The sequence below is a fragment of the Hoylesella buccalis ATCC 35310 genome (assembly GCF_025151385.1).
GTDB classification, from domain to species: Bacteria; Bacteroidota; Bacteroidia; order Bacteroidales; family Bacteroidaceae; genus Prevotella; species Prevotella buccalis.
On record NZ_CP102287.1, the window covers coordinates 2,361,424 to 2,380,516 of the forward strand.

Below are 19,093 nucleotides of genomic sequence, written 5' to 3' on the forward strand. Positions count from 1 at the left end.
ATCTAAATCTGCAATTTTAGGAAATTTATAAATAACGTGAGTTCGACGAATTATAAGTGTCTATAAATTTGGTGATTAGCAAAATTTGTTGTAACTTTAAGGTGGTGATTTATAAACAATTACAAACAAAAAATTGCTATGATCACCGAGGACAAAGTTACTGAAATGTTTTGTATGGCAGATGATTTCTGCAAGTTTTTTGATGCAATGGTGGCAAAATATACGCTAAAGCCTACAGGAAAATGAAAGTATCATCGAGATTCCACGATGTCAAAGGCAGAAGTCATGCTAATAATGATTCTTTTTCACGACTCTGGTTATCGCTGCTTTAAACATTTCTATCTTGAAAAAGTATGTAAGCATCTGCGTCATTTGTTTCCTAAAGTTGTCTCATACAACCGTATGGTAGAATTGGAAAAGGAGGTTGCCATTACGCTTGCTTTGTTTATCAAGAAAGTCTTGTTGGAAAAATGCACGGGCATAAGTTTTGTTGACAGCACATCACTGCGTGTCTGCAAGAACCAAAGAATACATATTCATAAGGTTTTCAAAGGTATAGCCCAAAGAGGAAAATGCTCCATGGGTAGGTTCTTCGGTTTCAAATTACATTTGATTTGTAATGAGAAAGGAGAACTTCTCAACTTTATGATAACACCGGGAGATGTTGATGATCGTAAGCCATTGGAGTACAAAGCATTTGTAGATTTCATATATGGCAAGCTGGTAGGAGACAAGGGGTACATCGGCAAGAATCTCTTCCAAAGGCTGTTTGTAGATGGAATACAACTTATTACCAAGCTGAAAAGCAGCATGAAAGGAGCTTTGATGAGCGTTTCTGACAGACACTTACTCAGAAAAAGAGCCATTATAGAAACTGTGAATGATGAGCTTAAGAATATTGCACAAGTGGAGCATTCCAGACATAGATGCTTTGACAATTTTATCGTCAATTTATTAGGCGCTATTGCAGGCTATTGCCTGTTCCCCAAGAAGCCGTGTATCAATGTACAAAGGACTATTGACACACAGCTTGCTCTGTTCTAAATTCGTCGAACTCACGTTAAAATAGGAAAAACAAAGGACAAATAGATAATGGATAATTAGAATTGCATGTATTCTGTGATATCCCGTGTTCGCAATGTGTTCGCAAGCAAAAGAAAAAGGAGTTGCGCTAATGGCGTAACTCCTTGATTTTCAATGTGGACCAGCCTGGGCTTGAACCAGGGACCTCCAGATTATGAGTCTGTTGCTCTAACCAACTGAGCTACAAGTCCGACTTATTGCAGAAAGCGAATAAGTTTATGGCTGCAAAGGTAAAAAATAAAATTGATAATCGGAGGAAGATATGAGAAAAACTTTTATTTAACGCATTTTTTCACAAAAACCTCATCCAGACACTGCATGGCAGGAACTACAGAAAAAGACGCCACGGAGGCTAGCCTGCCAGTTTGATACCAATCAATACCATGATCATTCCGAGGCAAACACTCCCTCCCACATACAGAACGGCATACGAAAGGTGACCTTGTTGTACGAGAAACAAACTCTCATGAGAGAAAGTGGAAAAGGTGGTAAAGCCTCCACAAAAACCTGTTATCAAGAGTAGTTTGAGATGGCTGTTACCAAGTATGTTCTGGTCGACCAGGCCATAGAGGATTCCAATGACCAGACAACCCAAAAGATTGACTACAAACGTACCATAGGGAAAGGCATTGGGTAGCCAATCTTGTATGACTTTAGACGTAAGATACCTCATGGCCGAACCCACAGCTCCACCCATGGCTACCATCAACATACTGCGTAGAAAATTCATGGTGCAAAGATATGAAATCATTTTGAATGTCCCTTCACGGGCAAAGACAAATATCATTGGGTAGATTCAACTTCAAATGGTTTTTAGGTTGATAATTTGTCTGGTTTAGTCAAAAATACTAACTTTGTAAAGTAAGACTGACATCACCAACCGATGTCAAGAATGCCTGGCAATCATCAAAGAAGCAAAAAATACACTGAACCCATAAATCACGAGATATGAACCAGAAGATATTTAGAATGTTCCTCATCGGATGCGTGGTGGCATGCCTCGCCGCTTGCAGCGACACTTTTGAGGAAGGCGACCCTACACCACCAGAGATTTCTGTAGCCGAGGAGGTAACAACAGACCAGCTCACATTTTCGTTTGACGTAATCAAATGCAAGGGCAAGTTCACAGTAGAAAGTGCGGATACCCAATCACCTACTGCACCCAAAATCACCATCAAAGACCACCATGTGACAGTAGAACTCATCGCTGACTATACCTTTCTGAAGGTTACGGACGAGAGTGGATTGTCACAACACATCAAAATACAATCCACACACCCTGACTTAACTCCCACTATCTACGACCTGCACCAATCGTATGGGGTGAGACAGAGATATCCAAGCCTCAAGTTCGGAACAGGAAAGATAAAGATACTGCGTGACACCCAGGAAAATGGTGTGGCCAAAGTTGGCATCGACCCAGATGGCGTGCTGGTCATCGAAAGCATCAAGCCGGGAAGACATTCATTCCAGCTCGCCGATACCCGAGGTGTCGTCCGCTACGTCAACGTGAGCGTCAACAAAGGCTGGGACGTTACTGGTAGTACACTTGATGTAGAATGTCAACAAGGTGAACTGCTGAATTTCTTAATCAAATATGGTAACGGTGGATGGAAACTGGTGTCGGCAGCTGTTGAAACACCTTTCAACGTCCTGATACCAAAAGGAACAAATGACGACAGCACTTATCTATACGATTGGCTACAACTAGGAATTCCAAAGGATGCCTCAGGACAATTAATCTACAAACTTGAGAACAGCGATGGCCTGCATGTTACCATCACCGTGAGTGTGAAAGAAAGTTAGACAGGTACCAATTAGTCCTGATTCTTCACATACTATTAGACTCACTATTCAGGCCTTCCAAGCAGACCATGGAAATATATGACAAATTATACTTGAAACATGAACCATTCAAGAAAATAAAAAAAAATATAGGGCACAAAGTCCATCATCAATATGCTGAAACGGCGACAGCAAAGGGATTGTAAAAAATAAGGAGTGAAACTTGGAATAGAGCCTTTTTATAGCCAAGGGATTCCATATTGTAATACAAAACTGTCCGACAAAAAAGAATCTTCTGATTGAGATATCATTCCATTTTTCTCTAAATGCTTTAGATAATTAATTCGGACACTCGGATTTTCCAATTCTTCTCTTCGTTTTTTACTCATGAGCAAAAAGTCTTTATCCTTTTCCAAACCAAGATAGTTTCTCCCCAATAGATTTGCAGCAATACCCGTAGTACCACTACCACTAAACGGATCGAGAATCCACGAATTAGGCTCAGAGCTCGCCTGAATAATTCTAGCCAATACACCCAAAGGCTTCTGAGTAGGATGCTTACCGCACGATTTTTCCCACTTTCCTATAGAAGGTAGTTGCCACACGTCAGTCATCTGTTTGTCGCCATTCAACTTTTTCATCAAGGCATAATTAAAATAATGGGGTACCTTAGGAGATTTGCGAGCCCAAATAATAAACTCTGTTGAGAATGTAAAGTAACGGCAAGAAATGTTGGGCGGCGGATTTGTTTTCGCCCATGTAATGATATTCAACACCTTGAAGCCCAATTTTAACAATTGCTGCTGCACACTGAAAATATTATGGTGAGTTCCAGAAATCCAGATGGTAGCATTGTCTTTCATGTGTTCACGGACAGCCGTCAACCAACGCAAATTAAATGCATCTAACTCTTCAGAAGTAACAGGCTTGTCCCAATCTCCCTTATTCACACACACTACTTTTCCACTTTGGTAGCTAATGCCTCCTCCAGATAAGAAGTAAGGAGGATCTGCAAAAACCATATCGAAGCCAAACTTAAACTTCGATAGCGTTTCAACACAATCTCCTTGAATAAGAGTAAAATCCTTTGATGAAGACTTGTAATATGAGGGTATCATTTTGAACAAGTTTTTGGTGCTTATCTAATGCAATTATTCTAACTGTTCCGATGAATCATTATCAAGTTTACAGCTATATGAAAGCTATGTTCACAGTTGATGCTCCTTGCTTTTTACAAGACCAATAAATTCGTCTATACTGGTTAAATTATAAATGTGGGGAATAATGTTGTAGGCTTCTTGAAGTTTATTTTTTGCACTCTTCCAACCAAGTCCGTCAGTAATCCACACAAACTCAAATCCTGAAACAGAGTTTACCTTTGGTGCGATATCTGAATATGAACGCGCAACTTCATTGAGTTTCGAACCTCCCCCACTATAAAAGTTAACCTCTATAAGATAAATTGTGTTCTGTGTCTCTACAACGAAATCAAAACGTTTTTCGTCATCTCCTAAAACAGTTTTAATTTCGCTCCATGTGGCAGATTTGACTTCTCTTTTATAAGCGATATGGTTTTCATCAAAAATTCTTGATACCATATTTTCCATTATATATCCACTTCTATTCTTACGAGCATTACTATCAAGACCTGTCTCTATACCAAAAACATAATCAACAAGATTTTTAATTTTTCCATTTGTAAGGATGTCCGCAAGTCCAGTGGTCTCCAAGTATTCAACAACTCCATCAACGCTTTCAAAAAATCTATTCAGGACTGTGGTTTCGCCCTTGGAATTAAGAACTTTCTTCTGCCCTCCACCTCGCACTGCAATAAGAACATCCATGATACTAAAGGCTGTTTTGTCACGAAGCCAAATAGTCTCTACACTCTTGCGAAGGTTTGTAGAACCTATAAGACTATTCAAAATACAAAGGCTTAACTTTATGTCTTCGACATTCTTCGAGATTTTCCCAAAATTGCAGAAGAAATCCAATGTTTGATTTGTCTCTTGCAATTGAGACATAAATATTTCAAAATTAGTTTTCATTTCTATCTCACATTTTAATCAAACCATACGTGTCAATACATTTTCTTCTGAAATAGCAACAGGAGTAAATAGCAAATTTTCTCTCACTGCATTTGCTTTGGTTGCCCGATAATTTCGCATCAATATTTCTGTTAGCTTACCCCTCTTTTGTGGATTAGAATTAACGCTTCGCGAAGCCCATAAACGTTCTATATGATACGAACTATAAAGCTGATCAAAGAAATTGTCGCTTTCATTTTTTCCCTTACCGTCAGAATTGCTAAGCATCAACTTATAACCTGCCTTATGAATTTTGTCACAGTAGTTTTTCAATCTTATCTGCGAATTATCATTAAAAGCCTCTTTTGTATAATCATTGAAACTTGACGTATCACTTAATGGGCGATATGGCGGATCAAAATAAAAAAGCGTATTACCATGTGCATAATCAAAAGTTGATTCAAAGTCACCATTAAGGATTTCCACTCCTTGCAACAATTTACTATCCAAACGAATGGTCTCGGCATCACAAATGGTTGGGTTTGTATATTTTCCAAAGGGAACATTAAACTTACCTTTTTTATTTACGCGATACAATCCATTAAAACAGGTTTTATTAAGAAATATAAATAGTGTAGTATTTTCAACAATGTCCATGCTTTTTTCGTTGTAATGCTCGCGCACTTTCATAAAAAAAGATTTTCTTTCTTCTTCTGTTCCAAGGCTTTGATAGTTTCTTTCCATAGCTCGCAATGAGTCTATCAACTGTTCAGGCATGTCTCTCACCGCCTGATAGCATTTGCACAAATCTGAGTTGATGTCATTGATAACCGCACGCTCAATATTTGGATAACGTTGAAGCATAAAAAAAAGCATAGCCCCTCCACCTATAAAAGGTTCTATGTACGTTACATGAGCCCAACTGTCAAAATCAACAGGGAGTTGCTTATCTATTTGGTCTATCAATTGAGTTTTACCTCCAACCCATTTGATAAAAGGTTTTGCCTTTAGGGATTTACTTATCATATACTGTTTTTACAAGCGATCTTCCTTTCTGCAAAGAGTGATTAAATGCAAGGATAGTAGTCGTTATTTTTGGTTTGAAAGAAAATTAAAACCTTTTTATAGGGTGACACATCAAGCCTCTCACAGTTTTCAAGGAGCAATTGCGTGATACGCCTCTTACTCGTCTCAGATTAGCCTTGTCTAACATCTTTCGATCTCTCTTGCGAAAGTACATAAAAAACTCTGATTACCCAAATTTTACATTTGAATATACACAAATGTAGACCAAGTTTCACGCCTCAAATTATTTTACATCTTTTTTACATTCTCTCTACACCGTCATTCTTTCATAACCAATTCATAATCAGGAACTATCCACCAGCACGCCAATTTGTTGAATATTTTATCAAAAAATGGCCCCAAAAACGGCTCTTCAAAACTTTCAATCTAGAAAAAAACAATAGGCAAACGTACTGCAAACAAGCGGTTATTTGGTGCGTCATGTCGATTATTTACACAAAAAAGCGGGTTTTAAACGATAAAAGGCATCATTTTGCCTGCTTACCAACATGCCTTTGCCCCGCAAAAGCATACACATTAGGCACTTCAAGCAATGCTTTTGGCAGAAAAGCGCATGACTTTCGAGAGCCAATTATTGGTGAAAATTCGTAACGCTGTGCGTATTAATGAGATACAAAAGTAGCTCATGCTTGGCGTATTTGTGTCCAAGATCAAGGTTGTTCGCAAATACGCCAAGGAGAGAAGGGTATGCTGTCAAGAAAATTCTTTATGTCTGATTGGCAGTCACTCCACATCATCTACAAAACAGATAGGACAAATTTTAGCGCATCCAGTTTGTTAATAAAGCGTAAAAAAAGAACCTACTTTATGATTGATAGATAAAAGTATGAAAAGTATTTTATAAATTTGTCAAACACCTTAAATTCTATTATATTGTTATATGTTAGGAGCCATCATCGGCGACATTGTAGGTTCGCCATACGAATTTGAGCAATCTGCGCCAAAAGCAGGTTTTACCCTCTTTGCGGAAGAATGCAGTTACACCGACGACACCATCTGTACGGTGGCCATAGCCGATGCCATACTCCGGATGCGCCCTTATCAAGAGTCGCTCCTCGACTGGTGTCACCGCTATCCCAACCCCATGAACGGGTATGGCAACATGTATCAAACTTGGCTACAAGAGAAGAACCCACTCCCACAAAGTTCGTTTGGCAATGGCGCAGCCATGCGCGTTAGTCCGATAGGATGGCTCTTCGACGACTTTCACGACGTGCTTCGCGAAAGCAAACGCTGCACCGAGGTAAGCCATTGCCACAGCGAAGGCATCAGGGGAGCGCAGTGCATCGCCACGCTGGTGTATTGGCTACGCACCTGTCGCATCACGAAAGACGAAATAGAAAGCGCCGTCAAAAGCAAATTCGGGTATGACATTCCACCCTTGAAAGACATCTACAGAATAGGCAGTCAGGGACACTTTGACAGCACATGTCAAGAAACGGTTCCATGGGCCATCCGCTGTTTCTTGGAAAGTGAGAGCTTTGAAGACGCCATTCGAATTGCCGTTGGGGCTGGTGGCGATACCGACACCAAGGCTGCCATCTGCGGGAGCATTGCCGAGGCATATTATGAAGTGCCGGAAGAACTGATTGAACAGGCTTACGAATACCTGCCCAGCGACATGCTACGCGTCATTGATCGTTTCTACGATCACGTGGGAAGGAGGATCGATTCGTAGCATCACGCAGCATAACCCACAAACAACAACGACACGGCCACCCATCGATCTTCATACGATAGGTGGCCGTTTCGATTGATGTTGAATTTACAATCATGCTCCATGACCATGACAGACGGGCATCAGGCCTACGGATGTCATGATGGGACGCTTGCTATTTGTTGTTCTTCAAGAAGATGCGTGACGAATTGAGCACCGCCAATAGTGCCACACCCGAATCGGCAAACACGGCCATCCACAGGTTAGCCAGGCCCAACAAGCCCAACAGCATCACCAGAGCCTTGATGATGAGGGCCAGCCAGATGTTCTGATTGACGATTCGGCGCGTGTATTTACCGATACGGATGGCATCGGCCACCTTCGAAGGTTGATCGGTCTGGATGATGATATCGGCGGTTTCGATGGCCATGTCAGAACCCAAACCACCCATGGCAATGCCCACATCGCTCAGTGCCAGCACCGGTGCGTCGTTGATACCATCGCCCACAAAGGCCACTCGCTGACCCATGTGTTTGGCCTGCTCTATGTGTTTCACCTTGCCTTCGGGCAGCAAGTCACCGTAAGCCTTGCGTATGCCGAGGCTCGAAGCCACCTTTGAAACCAGCTCTTGACGATCGCCCGACAGCATCTCCACACGCACGGGCAGCGATTCAACAGCCTGTTTGGCATCATCTTTCACCTTGTCAGCCAGGATGATATGCCCCACATAGCGACCGAGATGGGCCACACAAACCACAGTTTCGGGAATATTGCGCAACGCATCAGGAAAGAACACGTTTTCACGTTCCAGCAGTTTCAGGTTGCCCACCAGCCACTCATCGGTCTGCAAGCCATGCCCGGCAATGTCTTTAGCATCGATCTTCTCGTCCGTCGGACAATAACGCACGATGGCTTTAGCGATGGGATGATTGCTCGACTTCTCGATAGCCGACACCGTTTTGAGTGCTTCCTCATCCAGTCCCTCCACACTTTGCACGGCAAATTCGCCCGTAGTGAGCGTGCCGGTCTTGTCGAACATCACCAAATCAACCTCGGTAATGGCATCCAGGTAGTTGCTCCCCTTGAACAGAATGCCCCGCTTGGAGGCCGAACCGATGCCGGCAAAATAGCCCAGCGGCACGCTGATGACCAGTGCACAGGGGCAAGAGATAACCAGGAAGACCAACGCACGGCGGAACCACTCGCTGAAAACGTAGGTAAAGTTGGCGTCGAACAAACTATATAGATAAGGTAGCAGAATGGTCAAGGCCGCCAGCATGACGACAATGGGGGTATAAATGCGGGCGAAGCGACGAATGAACAGTTCGGTAGGAGCCTTGCGATCGGCAGCATCTTCCACCATTTTCAAGATGCGCGAGATGGCTGATTGGCTTTCAGGACGGGTCACCTTGAGGCGTAAAACTTGGTCAACGGCTATCATGCCCGCCATCACTTCCTCGCCTTTCTCCATCGTTCGGGGCATCGATTCGCCCGTCAGAGCTGCGGTGTTCAGTGAGGCTGAATCTGACAACAGCGTTCCATCAAGTGGCACTCGCTCGCCAGCCTTCACCTCTATCACATCGCCCACGGCCACTTCAGCGGGCTGTTTCTCCACGGTTGTGCCATCAACGACCACGCGAGCCAGGGTTGGTCTGAAAGCCACCAGCGCGCGAATGTTGTCTCTGGCACGGTCTACAGCACGGTCTTGCAACGCCTCACCAATGCAGTACAACAGCATCACGGCAACCGCTTCGGGATATTCACCGATGGCGAAAGCACCGATACAAGCTATCGTCATGAGCATGAACTCACTGAATACGTCGCCTTTCGCGGCGCATTCCCACGCTTCTTTCATCACCGGCAGGCCCACAAAGGCAAACGCAACAACGTACCATGCCAAGGATATCCATTGGTCATCGAGAATCGTTAACCCAATATATGGGGCTGCTATGCCCACAACAAGCATCACGCCCGACAGGATAATCTTCCACCAAGCCATCTGCTCTTCTTCATGAATGTCTTCCATATCTTTGTATATATTAAAATTTTACTGGTGCAAAAGTACGAAAAAGAAGATGCAACCGGGTTGCAAAGTACACCTTGCATCAAGGAAAAGAGCCACTTGTCACACGCCATTCTTTGTCTCGGCATGCGTTAAATAACATCTGTTGCAAGCATTATCAATTAAAAATGATTATCTTTGCATAAGATAGGCGGCACCTCAACAAAACAAACAAGTTTGCTTTGTATTCGGTTTGCACTATCTTTGCATAAATTAAAAACGACTGTCCCGACAAGTATGGAAGAAGATTTCGACATCAGAGATGAACGCATTTCATCGGCAGAAAAAGAGTTTGAGAATGCGTTGAGGCCCCTGAAATTCAACGATTTCAGCGGGCAGCCTAAGGTTGTGGAGAATCTTCAGATCTTCGTAGAGGCTGCCAAATACCGTGGCGAACCGCTCGATCACACCCTCTTGCACGGGCCTCCCGGACTGGGAAAGACCACCTTGAGCAACATTATTGCCAACGAACTGGGCGTAGGGTTCAAACTGACCAGCGGACCAGTGCTCGACAAACCAGGCGACTTGGCTGGCATCTTGACCTCGCTCGAGCCAAACGACGTGCTGTTCATTGATGAGATCCACCGTCTGTCGGCAGTAGTCGAAGAGTATCTGTACTCGGCCATGGAAGACTATCGCATCGACATCATGATCGACAAGGGCCCGTCGGCGCGCTCTATCCAAATAGACTTGAACCCGTTTACCTTGGTGGGAGCCACCACGAGAAGCGGACTGCTCACGGCACCGCTGCGTGCTCGTTTCGGCATCAACATGCACTTGGAGTACTATGCGCCCGAAACATTGCAGAAAATCATCAGGCGCAGCGCAAACATCCTAAACGTACCCATTGACGAGGACGCCGCTTACGAGATTGCACGCCGCTCCAGAGGAACGCCTCGTATCGCCAACGCACTGCTGAGAAGGGTGCGCGATTTCGCACAAGTCAAGGGAAATGGCAGCATCAACACCCGCATCGCACAGTTTGCCTTGCAGGCATTGAACATCGACCAATATGGCCTGGACGAGATAGACAACAAAATCTTGCTCACCATCATCGACAAGTTCCGGGGCGGTCCCGTAGGACTAAGCACCATTGCGACCGCCATTGGCGAAGATACGGGTACGGTGGAAGAGGTGTACGAGCCTTTCCTCATCATGGAAGGATTCATCAAGCGAACGCCAAGAGGGCGCATGGCCACTCATTTGGCCTACGAACATCTGGGCAGAGATCTTTACAAAGGCAACTTGATGGAACCCGGACTGTTTACTTAACGACAAGGAAGAAAACATGGACAGCAATCCCAGAATCGGCATTTTCGTAGGCAGTTTCGATCCCTACACCATCGGACACGACTCCATCGTGCGTCGCATCTTGCCCCTGTTTGACCGCTTGGTCATCGGTGTGGGTGTGAACATGCAAAAAAAATATAGATACAGCGAGGAAGAACGCATCAAGGCCATTGGCGATTTGTATGCCGATGAGCCGCGCATCAGCGTGAAGTCGTATCACGACTTGGCCGTGGATTTCGCCAAACGAGAGGGTGCCAAATATCTCATCAAAGGCGTACGATCGGTGAAAGACTTTGAGTACGAGCGCGAACAAGCCGACATCAATCGGCAAATCGGCGGCATCGACACAATCCTGCTCTTTGCCGACCCAGGGATGGCCAGCGTGAGTTCGTCCCTCGTGCGCGAGCTTTTACACTATGGTGCCGATGCATCCATGTTTCTTCCCCAACGAAAAACAGATCATACAAAATAGATCTAACAGACACACTCATGCGAGTGGAAACCGAAAAATGGTTTTTATATGATTACCTATAACACAGACGGCGTGAAGATGCCGAAGATTAAAAAGCGCGAAACATCCGCTTGGATCAAGGCCGTGGCAGCCACCTACGGACGCAAAATAGGAGAGGTGGGCTATATGTTCGTTGACGACGAGAAGATTCTGGAAGTGAACAACGAGTACTTGGGACACGACTATTACACCGATATCATCACCTTTGATTACGACGAGGGCGACATCATCAACGGTGACATCGTCATCAGTCTGGACACGGTGCGCACCAACGCAGAACGTTTCGGCAAGCCTTACGAGGAAGAACTCTATCGCGTGATTATCCATGGCATCCTGCATCTCTGCGGCATCAACGACAAAGGACCGGGCGAACGCGAGATTATGGAGGCTGCGGAAGATAAGGCTTTGGCCATGAGAAAGCAGAAAACGACATAAAATGAGCTATCAGGAGGTAGGCTACGGTCTCTCTCTTTGGCTTTTTGTAACGCAGGTAACAAATATAAAAGTTTTTCAGTACTTTTGCATAAGATAGGCGGCACCTCAATATAGAAAGTAAACTTTCTCTATTTTCGGTTTGCACTATCTTTGCATCAAACGGTAAATGAACATCATATAGCACATCATGATACGCAAATTTGATTTCCTCATTATAGGCGGCGGAGTAGCAGGCATGAGCTTTGCACTTAAAGTTGCCAACAGTGGGAAAGGTAAAGTGGCCTTGGTATGCAAGACTACGCTGGACGAAACCAACACGTCCAAAGCACAAGGTGGCATCGCTTCGGTGACCAATTTGAAGGTAGACAACTTCGACAAACACATCGAGGACACGATGATTGCAGGCGATTTCATCTCCGACCGCAAGGCGGTTGAACATGTTGTGCGCAACGCTCCCAAGGCCATTGACGACTTGGTGAAGTGGGGAGTCAACTTCGACAAGACCCCAGAAGGCCAATTCGACTTGCATCGGGAGGGCGGACACAGCGAATTCAGAATATTACACCACAAGGATGACACGGGCTTTGAAATTCAAAGAGGATTGATGGATGCCGTGAGAGCCAACAAGAATATCACCGTGTTGGAAAACCATTTCGCTGTTGAAATCATCACCCAGCACCATTTGGGCATTGAGGTGACGCGCAAAACGCCCGACATCGAGTGCTACGGCGCATACGTCTTGGATCCCGACACCCATAAGATAGACACCTTCTTGAGCCGCGTCACCTTGATGGCAACGGGCGGAACGGGCGCCGTGTATGCCACCACGTCCAATCCAAACATCGCCACGGGCGATGGCATTGCCATGGTTTATCGGGCCAAGGGAACGGTCAAGGACATGGAGTTCGTGCAGTTTCACCCCACGGTGCTTTACAATCCGGCCGAAACTCACCCCGCCTTTCTCATCACCGAGGCCATGCGAGGTTACGGTGGCGTGCTGCGTTTGCCCAATGGTGAGGAGTTTATGCAGAAGTACGACAAACGATTGTCACTGGCTCCGCGTGACATTGTGGCCCGCGCCATTGACAGAGAGATGAAGCTTCACGGCCTTAATCACGTTTGTTTGGACGTCACTCACAAAGATGCGGAGGAGACCAAAAAGCACTTTCCGCACATCTATGCCAAGTGTCTCACCATAGGTGTCGACATCACCAAGGAGTACATCCCCGTCTGTCCCAGCGCACATTACATGTGTGGAGGCATCAAGGTTGACCTCAACGGCGAGAGTTCCATACACCGGCTCTATGCAGTAGGCGAATGCTCATGCACCGGTTTGCATGGTGGAAACCGCTTGGCCAGCAACTCACTCATCGAGGCTGTGGTCTATGCTAAGTCGGCTGCCGAGCATGCCGTGCGTGTCATCGACGACTATCAGTTCAACGACAAGGTGCCAGAATGGAATGATGAAGGCACAATGAGCAACGAAGAGAAGGTGCTTATCGCCCAAGACGAGCGCGAAGTGGGACAAATCATGTCCAACTATGTGGGCATCGTGCGGAGCGACCTGCGCCTACATCGTGCTTGGAAACGCCTCGACCTGCTCTACGAGGAGACCGAAGAGCTGTTCAAACGCGTCAAAGCCACCAGAGATATCTGCGAGCTGCGCAACATCATCAACGTGGGTTACCTCATTACACGGCAGGCCATCGAGCGCAAAGAGAGCCGAGGACTGCACTATACGGTAGACTATCCCAAACATGCCTACGACCTCTGATAGGCACTTATACAATACATTATGATTAAACAAGAATGGAAGGAAAAAGGCTTTGTCAACGAGCCTATCCCAGAAGGAACAGACATCAAGGCTGAGATACGCCGGATGTGCAAAGAAAAGAATGCCATCATCATGGCGCACTATTACACAGAGAGCGACGTTCAAGACATCGCCGACTTCGTGGGAGACAGCTTGGCACTGGCGCAAAAGGCTGCCACCACTGATGCTGAGATTATCGTCATGTGCGGCGTTCACTTCATGGGCGAGACCAATAAGATACTCTGTCCCGACAAGAAAGTGCTGGTTCCCGACCTCAACGCCTCGTGTTCACTGGCCGAGAGTTGTCCGGCCGACGAGTTCAAGCAGTTTGTTGAGGCGCATCCCGACCACACCGTGATTAGTTATGTCAACACCACCGCTGCCACAAAGGCCGTCACCGACGTAGTGGTAACCAGCAGCAACGCACGCCAAATCGTTGAATCATTCCCCAAAGACACCCCGATTATCTTCGGTCCCGACGAGAATTTGGGCGGATACATCAACAGTCTGACCGGCCGTAACATGCTGCTTTGGAAGGGTGCCTGCCATGTGCACGAGAAGTTTTCGGTGGAAAAGATTCTCCAACTCAAGGCCGAACATCCCGGTGCCAAAATCTTAGCACACCCCGAATGCAAAGGACCTGTGGTTAAATTGGCCGACAAAGTGGGCAGCACGGCGGCCTTGTTGAAATACAGCATCACCGATGATGCGAAAGAATTTATCGTGGCCACCGAGAGCGGAATCCTGCATGAGATGCAGAAATCGGCTCCGCAGAAAACATTCATACCAGCTCCTCCCAACGACAGCACCTGCGCTTGCAACGAGTGCAACTACATGAAACTCATCAACATGCGCAAGCTATACAACTGTTTGAAGTATGAATGGCCCACCATAGAGGTTCCCGCTGACGTGGCCCGAAAGGCCATTCGCCCCATCAACCGCATGTTGGAGATATCCAAGAAGTTGGGACTCTGACCGTTTTTCACACGACTATATGCCAGTCAACTCATCATTTTTCATCATCACAAAATCAAGAAATCATGCTCTCCGTACAAGAATTGAACGACAAATTGTTTGACCTCGCCTTCAGTGAAGACATTGGTGACGGCGATCACACCACGCTGTGCTGCATCCCCGCCGATGCCATGGGCGAATGTAAGCTACTCATCAAAGAGGAAGGAATATTGGCTGGCGCAGACATAGCCCAAGAGGTGTTCCATCGTTTTGATCCCAACTTGGAGGTCGAGATACACATTCCGGATGGCTCGCACGTCCACCCTGGCGACATCGTGCTGACGGTTAAAGGGCGCGAGCGGAGCCTCTTGCAGACCGAGCGATTGGTGTTGAACATCCTGCAACGCATGAGCGGCATCGCCACCATGACGCACCGCTACCAGCAAGCCTTGATTGAGGCTGGCACAAAGACACGCGTGCTGGATACAAGAAAAACCACACCGGGCATGCGCATGCTCGAGAAAGAGGCGGTGAAGATAGGCGGGGGCATGAATCATCGTATCGGACTGTTCGACATGATTCTGCTCAAAGACAACCATATTGACTTTTGTGGGGGCGTTCGCAACGCCATCTCGCGTGCCAAGAAGTACTGCAAAGAGCATGGAAAGGACCTGAAGATAGAGTGTGAGGTGCGCAATTTCCAAGAGTTGGACGAGGCATTAGCCGAGGGATGCGACCGCATCATGTTCGACAACTTCACGCCCGAGCAGACCCGCCAGGCCGTAGAAAAGGTCAACGGACGCTGCGAAACCGAATCGAGTGGCGGCATCACGTTCGACACCATGATTCCATACGCCAAAGCGGGGGTTGACTTCATCTCCTTTGGCGCACTCACTCACAGCGTGAAGGGACTGGACATGAGCCTGAAAGCCGCTGGAAGTGACAAGCTCAAAATCTAACAAAACTGACTTGAAGCGCCAGCCTCAGCAGATTTTGAGCTGATGATTTGTATCTAAAAACACTGGTGGAAGCCGATTGGTTTCGCAGCTGATGAAATCAAATATCCCAGCTGTTGAAACCAAACACCTCAATTGCAGAAACCAAAGGGCGCAGCCGGTAAAATCAACGACCGCACCCTTTGATTTTCGATCTCAATCACTTTGACATCCAATCCACATGGCTTTTGCCTTTCAAAGTCAATGACTTTTCCACTCAATGGCATTGCCTTTGAAAGGCTTTTCTTAATATTTTGACTCATAATTCATTACACCCGCATTCAAGACAGTGTTGACGTGCGGCTGTGTTGGTTCATTTCTTTCGGACTCACATAACAGCCATTCACCTTTAAAGGCTCCAGATGCAAAGCGATGTGGGTATGCTCACCAAATTGCTCGCGCAACCGTTTTTCGATGCGGGTGGCCTTCTCATGCGCCTCATAGAGCGACATCTCGCCCGGCATTCGCACGTGCATCTCAATGGCTATCTTGTTACCAAGCCGGCGCGTGCGCAGGTTGTGGATGTCCGCCACACCCTCCTCCTCGGCCGCCAGTGCCACCATTTGCGCCTCAACGTCTTCGGGCAAACTACTCTCCAACAGTTCATTGGTGGCCTGAACAATTAGTCCGTAGGCCGCTTTCAAGATGAAGAAGCTCACGATGATGGCCGCGAGCGGGTCTAGTACCGCCCACTGCGCACCCAAGAGAATGGCGCCACCAATACCGAAGGCCGTTCCGATGGACGACAGGGCATCCGACCGATGGTGCCAGGCATTGGCCCGCACGGCCTGGGAGCCTACCTCGCGCCCTATCTTTTCGGTAAACCGATAGGCCCACTCCTTCAGCGCGATACTCACGATGGCCGCAATGAAGGCTATCATTCCCGGCGACTTCAGTTGCTCACCGTTGATGACAGCCCACGTTTTGGTTAAGCCGTTGTAGCAAATCATCGCCCCCACGCCCATCAAGGCTATGCCGATGAGGGCGGTGGCCAGCGTCTCGTATTTGCCATGCCCATAGTCGTGGTCCTCGTCTTGCGGCTTGTTGCCGAGCTTAACGAACAGCAACACCACGATGTCGGTCATGAAGTCAGACAGCGAGTGCACGGCATCAGCTATCATGGCAGCCGATCCGCCCAAGATTCCAGCCGTGAACTTGAGCGCCAGCAACACAGCATTGATGATGCTGCCGGCAATGGTGACACGGTAAATGGACTGTTCTCGCTGACGGTCGGAATCGGATTTTTCCATCAATGTTTTAAAAATAAAGGGTTGCTCCGGCAAATATAGTGATTTTTAACTACACGCTGTGTACACCTTTAGAATATCTGCAAAATAACATGATGCTCAATCTTATGTTCTGATGTAGGTGGAGGCTCACTCACTTGAAACTCACTTTAAACGATTGATCGTTTATTTTTTTTTAGGGTAACCCGTTGTTTTTCTGGTTTTTATATTTAATTTTGTATTCGTATTCACCTTCTGCGACACGCAACTGGTATGGCTGAGGTGAGATTTTCGATGCAGGAACATCATCTGTTCACGAAAAGATGAATGTGTACTGCAATCCGCAATTGATAGTTATTCACGGTCACGAGTTTGCCCAAGCCCCTCCCTTTGGGAAACAAGACCTTCTTATTCATTCAAAACCATCATCATGAGAAATTATCTACTTTCACTCCTCGTTGCTCTTTTGGCGGTCACGGGTAGCCTGCCTGTGGCAGCACAAGAGGCTTATGCCGTATTAACACCTGACGACGGGACGCTCACTTTCTATTATGACAATCAGTACACCCACTTCCTTCAGAATCACGAACGCATCTACGATATGCCCAAACCCGGGGAGAAACCCATTTGGGCAGGTGATAATTATGCACGCCTATACCAGGAAAATATCAAGCATGTTGTGTTCGACATTTCCTTTTCCGAGTACCGTCCCATCAGCACCCGCTCTTGGTTCGCATATTGCATCAATTTGCAGGACATCGAGGGCATACGGAACCTTAATACCGAAAACGTCACTGACATGAGCCGCATGTTCACTGGCTGCGAGGCATTGGCATCGCTCGATGTGAGCAACTTCAATACCAAAAACGTCACCAACATGAGCTTCATGTTCTCTTTCTGCAAGGCATTGACATCGCTCGATGTGAGCAAATTCAAAACCCAAAATGTCACCAACATGGCGTTGATGTTCTCTGGTTGCGAGGAATTGGCATCGCTTGATGTGAGCAACTTCAAAACCCAAAATGTCACCAACATGGGCTTCATGTTCTCTTTCTGCAAGGCATTGACATCACTCAATGTGAGCAACTTCAAAACCCAAAATGTCACCAACATGGCGTTGATGTTCTCTGGTTGCGAGGCATTGACATCGCTTGATGTGAGCAAATTCAATACCCAAAACGTAACCAGCATGAGCGGCATGTTCGAAGGCTGCGAGGCATTGACATCGCTCGATGTGAGCAAATTCAATACCCAAAACGTCACTGACATGGGCAGCATGTTCTCTAGATGCGAGGCATTGATATCGCTCGACCTAAGCAACTTTAACACCCAAAACGTCACCAGCATGGGCAGTATATTCTCTGGCTGCAAGGCATTGACATCGCTCGATGTGAGTAAATTCAACACCGAAAACGTCACCAACATGGCGTGGATGTTCTCTCACTGCGAGGCATTGACATCACTCGACCTAAGCAACTTTAACACCGAAAACGTCACCAGCATGGGCAGCATGTTCTCTGGCTGCAAGGCATTGACATCGCTCGATGTGAGTAAATTCAACACCGAAAACGTCACCAACATGGCGTGGATGTTCTCTGGCTGCGAGGCATTGACATCGCTCGATGTAAGCAAATTCAAAACAGAAAACGTCACCGACATGAGATGGATGTTCATTGGTTGCAAGGCATTGACATCGCTCGACCTGAGCAAATTCAAAGCAGAAAACGTCACCGACATGAGATGGATGTTCTATGACTGCGAGTCCCTGACCACTATTTTCTGCAACAGTAACTGGAATGTTGGTCGTCCTGTTAATGATAAATCTATGTTTGAAAACTGTACGAAGCTGAAAGGTACCTACACTTCGTTCAACGCAAACAAAATCGGCATTGAGATGGCTAACCCCACCACGGGTTACTTCACAAGCAAAACCACAGGTATTGACCATTGAAGACTTACAACCAGGAAGTCGAGGGAAAATATACGACCTCAGTGGCAGTCGTGTGAACGAGAGCTATAAAGGCATTGTCATTAAAAACGGAAAGAAATATATTCAGAAATAGAAGTTTTATCCCAACCTAACAAAACACTCCACTCCACCCTCCTATAGGAGAGACGGAGTGGAGTGCTTCGAATGGTTCAAACAACGACTGGAGATAAATTTCAGGA

The 19,093-nt window shown here is 46.3% G+C and carries 15 protein-coding genes, 1 tRNA gene and 1 pseudogene; 10 read left to right on the forward strand and 7 right to left on the reverse strand.

What is annotated here, in order from left to right; genetic code table 11:
• The first annotated feature begins 138 nt into the window (after window positions 1-138).
• Window positions 139-1,044 (forward strand): annotated as a pseudogene (locus NQ518_RS09760) (IS982 family transposase).
• Window positions 1,045-1,200: 156 nt separating this feature from the next.
• On the opposite strand, the gene NQ518_RS09765 reads toward NQ518_RS09760, so the two are convergent.
• Both NQ518_RS09765 and crcB read right to left on the reverse strand, forming a co-directional pair.
• Window positions 1,201-1,274: transfer RNA gene (locus NQ518_RS09765), tRNA-Ile, on the reverse strand.
• Window positions 1,275-1,435: 161 nt separating this feature from the next.
• Window positions 1,436-1,834 (reverse strand): fluoride efflux transporter CrcB, encoded by a 399-nt coding sequence (gene crcB, locus NQ518_RS09770; RefSeq protein ID WP_227962088.1) that lies wholly within the window; start codon window positions 1,832-1,834, stop codon window positions 1,436-1,438.
• A gap of 197 nt (window positions 1,835-2,031) precedes the next feature.
• Between crcB and NQ518_RS09775 the strand changes: the two genes are divergently transcribed.
• Window positions 2,032-2,889, forward strand: coding sequence for a hypothetical protein (locus NQ518_RS09775; RefSeq protein ID WP_227962087.1), 858 nt, complete (start codon window positions 2,032-2,034; stop codon window positions 2,887-2,889).
• A 218-nt stretch (window positions 2,890-3,107) separates the two neighbouring features.
• On the opposite strand, the gene NQ518_RS09780 is transcribed toward NQ518_RS09775, so the two are convergent.
• The 3 genes from NQ518_RS09780 to NQ518_RS09790 form a co-directional block, all read right to left on the reverse strand.
• Window positions 3,108-3,986 carry a DNA-methyltransferase gene (locus NQ518_RS09780; RefSeq protein ID WP_227962086.1) on the reverse strand — a complete coding sequence of 293 codons (879 nt, stop codon included), beginning with the start codon at window positions 3,984-3,986 and terminating at the stop codon, window positions 3,108-3,110.
• A gap of 90 nt (window positions 3,987-4,076) precedes the next feature.
• Window positions 4,077-4,916, reverse strand: coding sequence for a type II restriction endonuclease (locus tag NQ518_RS09785; protein ID WP_227962085.1), 840 nt, complete (start codon window positions 4,914-4,916; stop codon window positions 4,077-4,079).
• A gap of 18 nt (window positions 4,917-4,934) precedes the next feature.
• The gene (locus NQ518_RS09790) at window positions 4,935-5,921 is read right to left on the reverse strand and encodes a DNA adenine methylase (RefSeq protein ID WP_227962078.1); all 987 of its coding nucleotides are present in this window, start codon (window positions 5,919-5,921) and stop codon (window positions 4,935-4,937) included.
• A gap of 940 nt (window positions 5,922-6,861) precedes the next feature.
• On the opposite strand from NQ518_RS09790, the gene NQ518_RS09795 reads away from it, so the two are divergent.
• On the forward strand, window positions 6,862-7,659 hold the full coding sequence (locus NQ518_RS09795; protein ID WP_227206104.1) for an ADP-ribosylglycohydrolase family protein: 798 nt from the start codon (window positions 6,862-6,864) through the stop codon (window positions 7,657-7,659).
• A gap of 154 nt (window positions 7,660-7,813) precedes the next feature.
• On the opposite strand, the gene NQ518_RS09800 is transcribed toward NQ518_RS09795, so the two are convergent.
• On the reverse strand, window positions 7,814-9,664 hold the full coding sequence (locus NQ518_RS09800) for a heavy metal translocating P-type ATPase (RefSeq protein WP_227206102.1): 1,851 nt from the start codon (window positions 9,662-9,664) through the stop codon (window positions 7,814-7,816).
• A 273-nt stretch (window positions 9,665-9,937) separates the two neighbouring features.
• Here NQ518_RS09800 and ruvB point away from each other — a divergent pair, with 273 nt between their 5' ends.
• The 6 genes from ruvB (at window position 9,938) to nadC (ending at window position 15,662) form a co-directional block, all read left to right on the forward strand.
• A complete protein-coding gene (gene ruvB / locus NQ518_RS09805; RefSeq protein WP_227206100.1) occupies window positions 9,938-10,972 on the forward strand; it encodes a Holliday junction branch migration DNA helicase RuvB in 1,035 nt (344 codons plus the stop codon).
• Between the two features lie 16 nt (window positions 10,973-10,988).
• Entirely contained in the window at window positions 10,989-11,462 is a 474-nt protein-coding gene (gene coaD, locus NQ518_RS09810; protein WP_227206097.1) for a pantetheine-phosphate adenylyltransferase, read from the forward strand.
• A gap of 48 nt (window positions 11,463-11,510) precedes the next feature.
• Complete coding sequence (gene ybeY, locus NQ518_RS09815; protein WP_227206095.1) at window positions 11,511-11,936, forward strand: rRNA maturation RNase YbeY; 426 nt, start codon at window positions 11,511-11,513, stop codon at window positions 11,934-11,936.
• 187 nt (window positions 11,937-12,123) lie between these two features.
• Window positions 12,124-13,710 (forward strand): L-aspartate oxidase, encoded by a 1,587-nt coding sequence (gene nadB / locus NQ518_RS09820; RefSeq protein WP_227206093.1) that lies wholly within the window; start codon window positions 12,124-12,126, stop codon window positions 13,708-13,710.
• A gap of 21 nt (window positions 13,711-13,731) precedes the next feature.
• Complete coding sequence (gene nadA / locus NQ518_RS09825) at window positions 13,732-14,724, forward strand: quinolinate synthase NadA (RefSeq protein WP_227206091.1); 993 nt, start codon at window positions 13,732-13,734, stop codon at window positions 14,722-14,724.
• A gap of 65 nt (window positions 14,725-14,789) precedes the next feature.
• Complete coding sequence (nadC, locus tag NQ518_RS09830; protein ID WP_227206089.1) at window positions 14,790-15,662, forward strand: carboxylating nicotinate-nucleotide diphosphorylase; 873 nt, start codon at window positions 14,790-14,792, stop codon at window positions 15,660-15,662.
• Between the two features lie 317 nt (window positions 15,663-15,979).
• Here nadC and NQ518_RS09835 read toward each other — a convergent pair whose 3' ends face one another.
• Complete coding sequence (locus NQ518_RS09835; protein WP_227206087.1) at window positions 15,980-16,948, reverse strand: cation diffusion facilitator family transporter; 969 nt, start codon at window positions 16,946-16,948, stop codon at window positions 15,980-15,982.
• A gap of 406 nt (window positions 16,949-17,354) precedes the next feature.
• Here NQ518_RS09835 and NQ518_RS09840 point away from each other — a divergent pair, with 406 nt between their 5' ends.
• A complete protein-coding gene (locus tag NQ518_RS09840) occupies window positions 17,355-18,875 on the forward strand; it encodes a DUF285 domain-containing protein (protein ID WP_227962076.1) in 1,521 nt (506 codons plus the stop codon).
• Window positions 18,876-19,093: the final 218 nt, after the last annotated feature.

What these genes read in the sequence shown, in the direction of transcription:
- crcB (WP_227962088.1), bottom strand. Translation starts at nt 1,834, where the DNA reads ATGATTTCATATCTTTGCACCATGAATTTTCTACGCAGTATGTTGATG.
- NQ518_RS09775 (WP_227962087.1), top strand. Translation starts at nt 2,032, where the DNA reads ATGAACCAGAAGATATTTAGAATGTTCCTCATCGGATGCGTGGTGGCA.
- NQ518_RS09780 (WP_227962086.1), bottom strand. Translation starts at nt 3,986, where the DNA reads ATGATACCCTCATATTACAAGTCTTCATCAAAGGATTTTACTCTTATT.
- NQ518_RS09785 (WP_227962085.1), bottom strand. Translation starts at nt 4,916, where the DNA reads ATGAAAACTAATTTTGAAATATTTATGTCTCAATTGCAAGAGACAAAT.
- NQ518_RS09790 (WP_227962078.1), bottom strand. Translation starts at nt 5,921, where the DNA reads ATGATAAGTAAATCCCTAAAGGCAAAACCTTTTATCAAATGGGTTGGA.
- NQ518_RS09795 (WP_227206104.1), top strand. Translation starts at nt 6,862, where the DNA reads ATGTTAGGAGCCATCATCGGCGACATTGTAGGTTCGCCATACGAATTT.
- NQ518_RS09800 (WP_227206102.1), bottom strand. Translation starts at nt 9,664, where the DNA reads ATGGAAGACATTCATGAAGAAGAGCAGATGGCTTGGTGGAAGATTATC.
- ruvB (WP_227206100.1), top strand. Translation starts at nt 9,938, where the DNA reads ATGGAAGAAGATTTCGACATCAGAGATGAACGCATTTCATCGGCAGAA.
- coaD (WP_227206097.1), top strand. Translation starts at nt 10,989, where the DNA reads ATGGACAGCAATCCCAGAATCGGCATTTTCGTAGGCAGTTTCGATCCC.
- ybeY (WP_227206095.1), top strand. Translation starts at nt 11,511, where the DNA reads ATGATTACCTATAACACAGACGGCGTGAAGATGCCGAAGATTAAAAAG.
- nadB (WP_227206093.1), top strand. Translation starts at nt 12,124, where the DNA reads ATGATACGCAAATTTGATTTCCTCATTATAGGCGGCGGAGTAGCAGGC.
- nadA (WP_227206091.1), top strand. Translation starts at nt 13,732, where the DNA reads ATGATTAAACAAGAATGGAAGGAAAAAGGCTTTGTCAACGAGCCTATC.
- nadC (WP_227206089.1), top strand. Translation starts at nt 14,790, where the DNA reads ATGCTCTCCGTACAAGAATTGAACGACAAATTGTTTGACCTCGCCTTC.
- NQ518_RS09835 (WP_227206087.1), bottom strand. Translation starts at nt 16,948, where the DNA reads ATGGAAAAATCCGATTCCGACCGTCAGCGAGAACAGTCCATTTACCGT.
- NQ518_RS09840 (WP_227962076.1), top strand. Translation starts at nt 17,355, where the DNA reads ATGAGAAATTATCTACTTTCACTCCTCGTTGCTCTTTTGGCGGTCACG.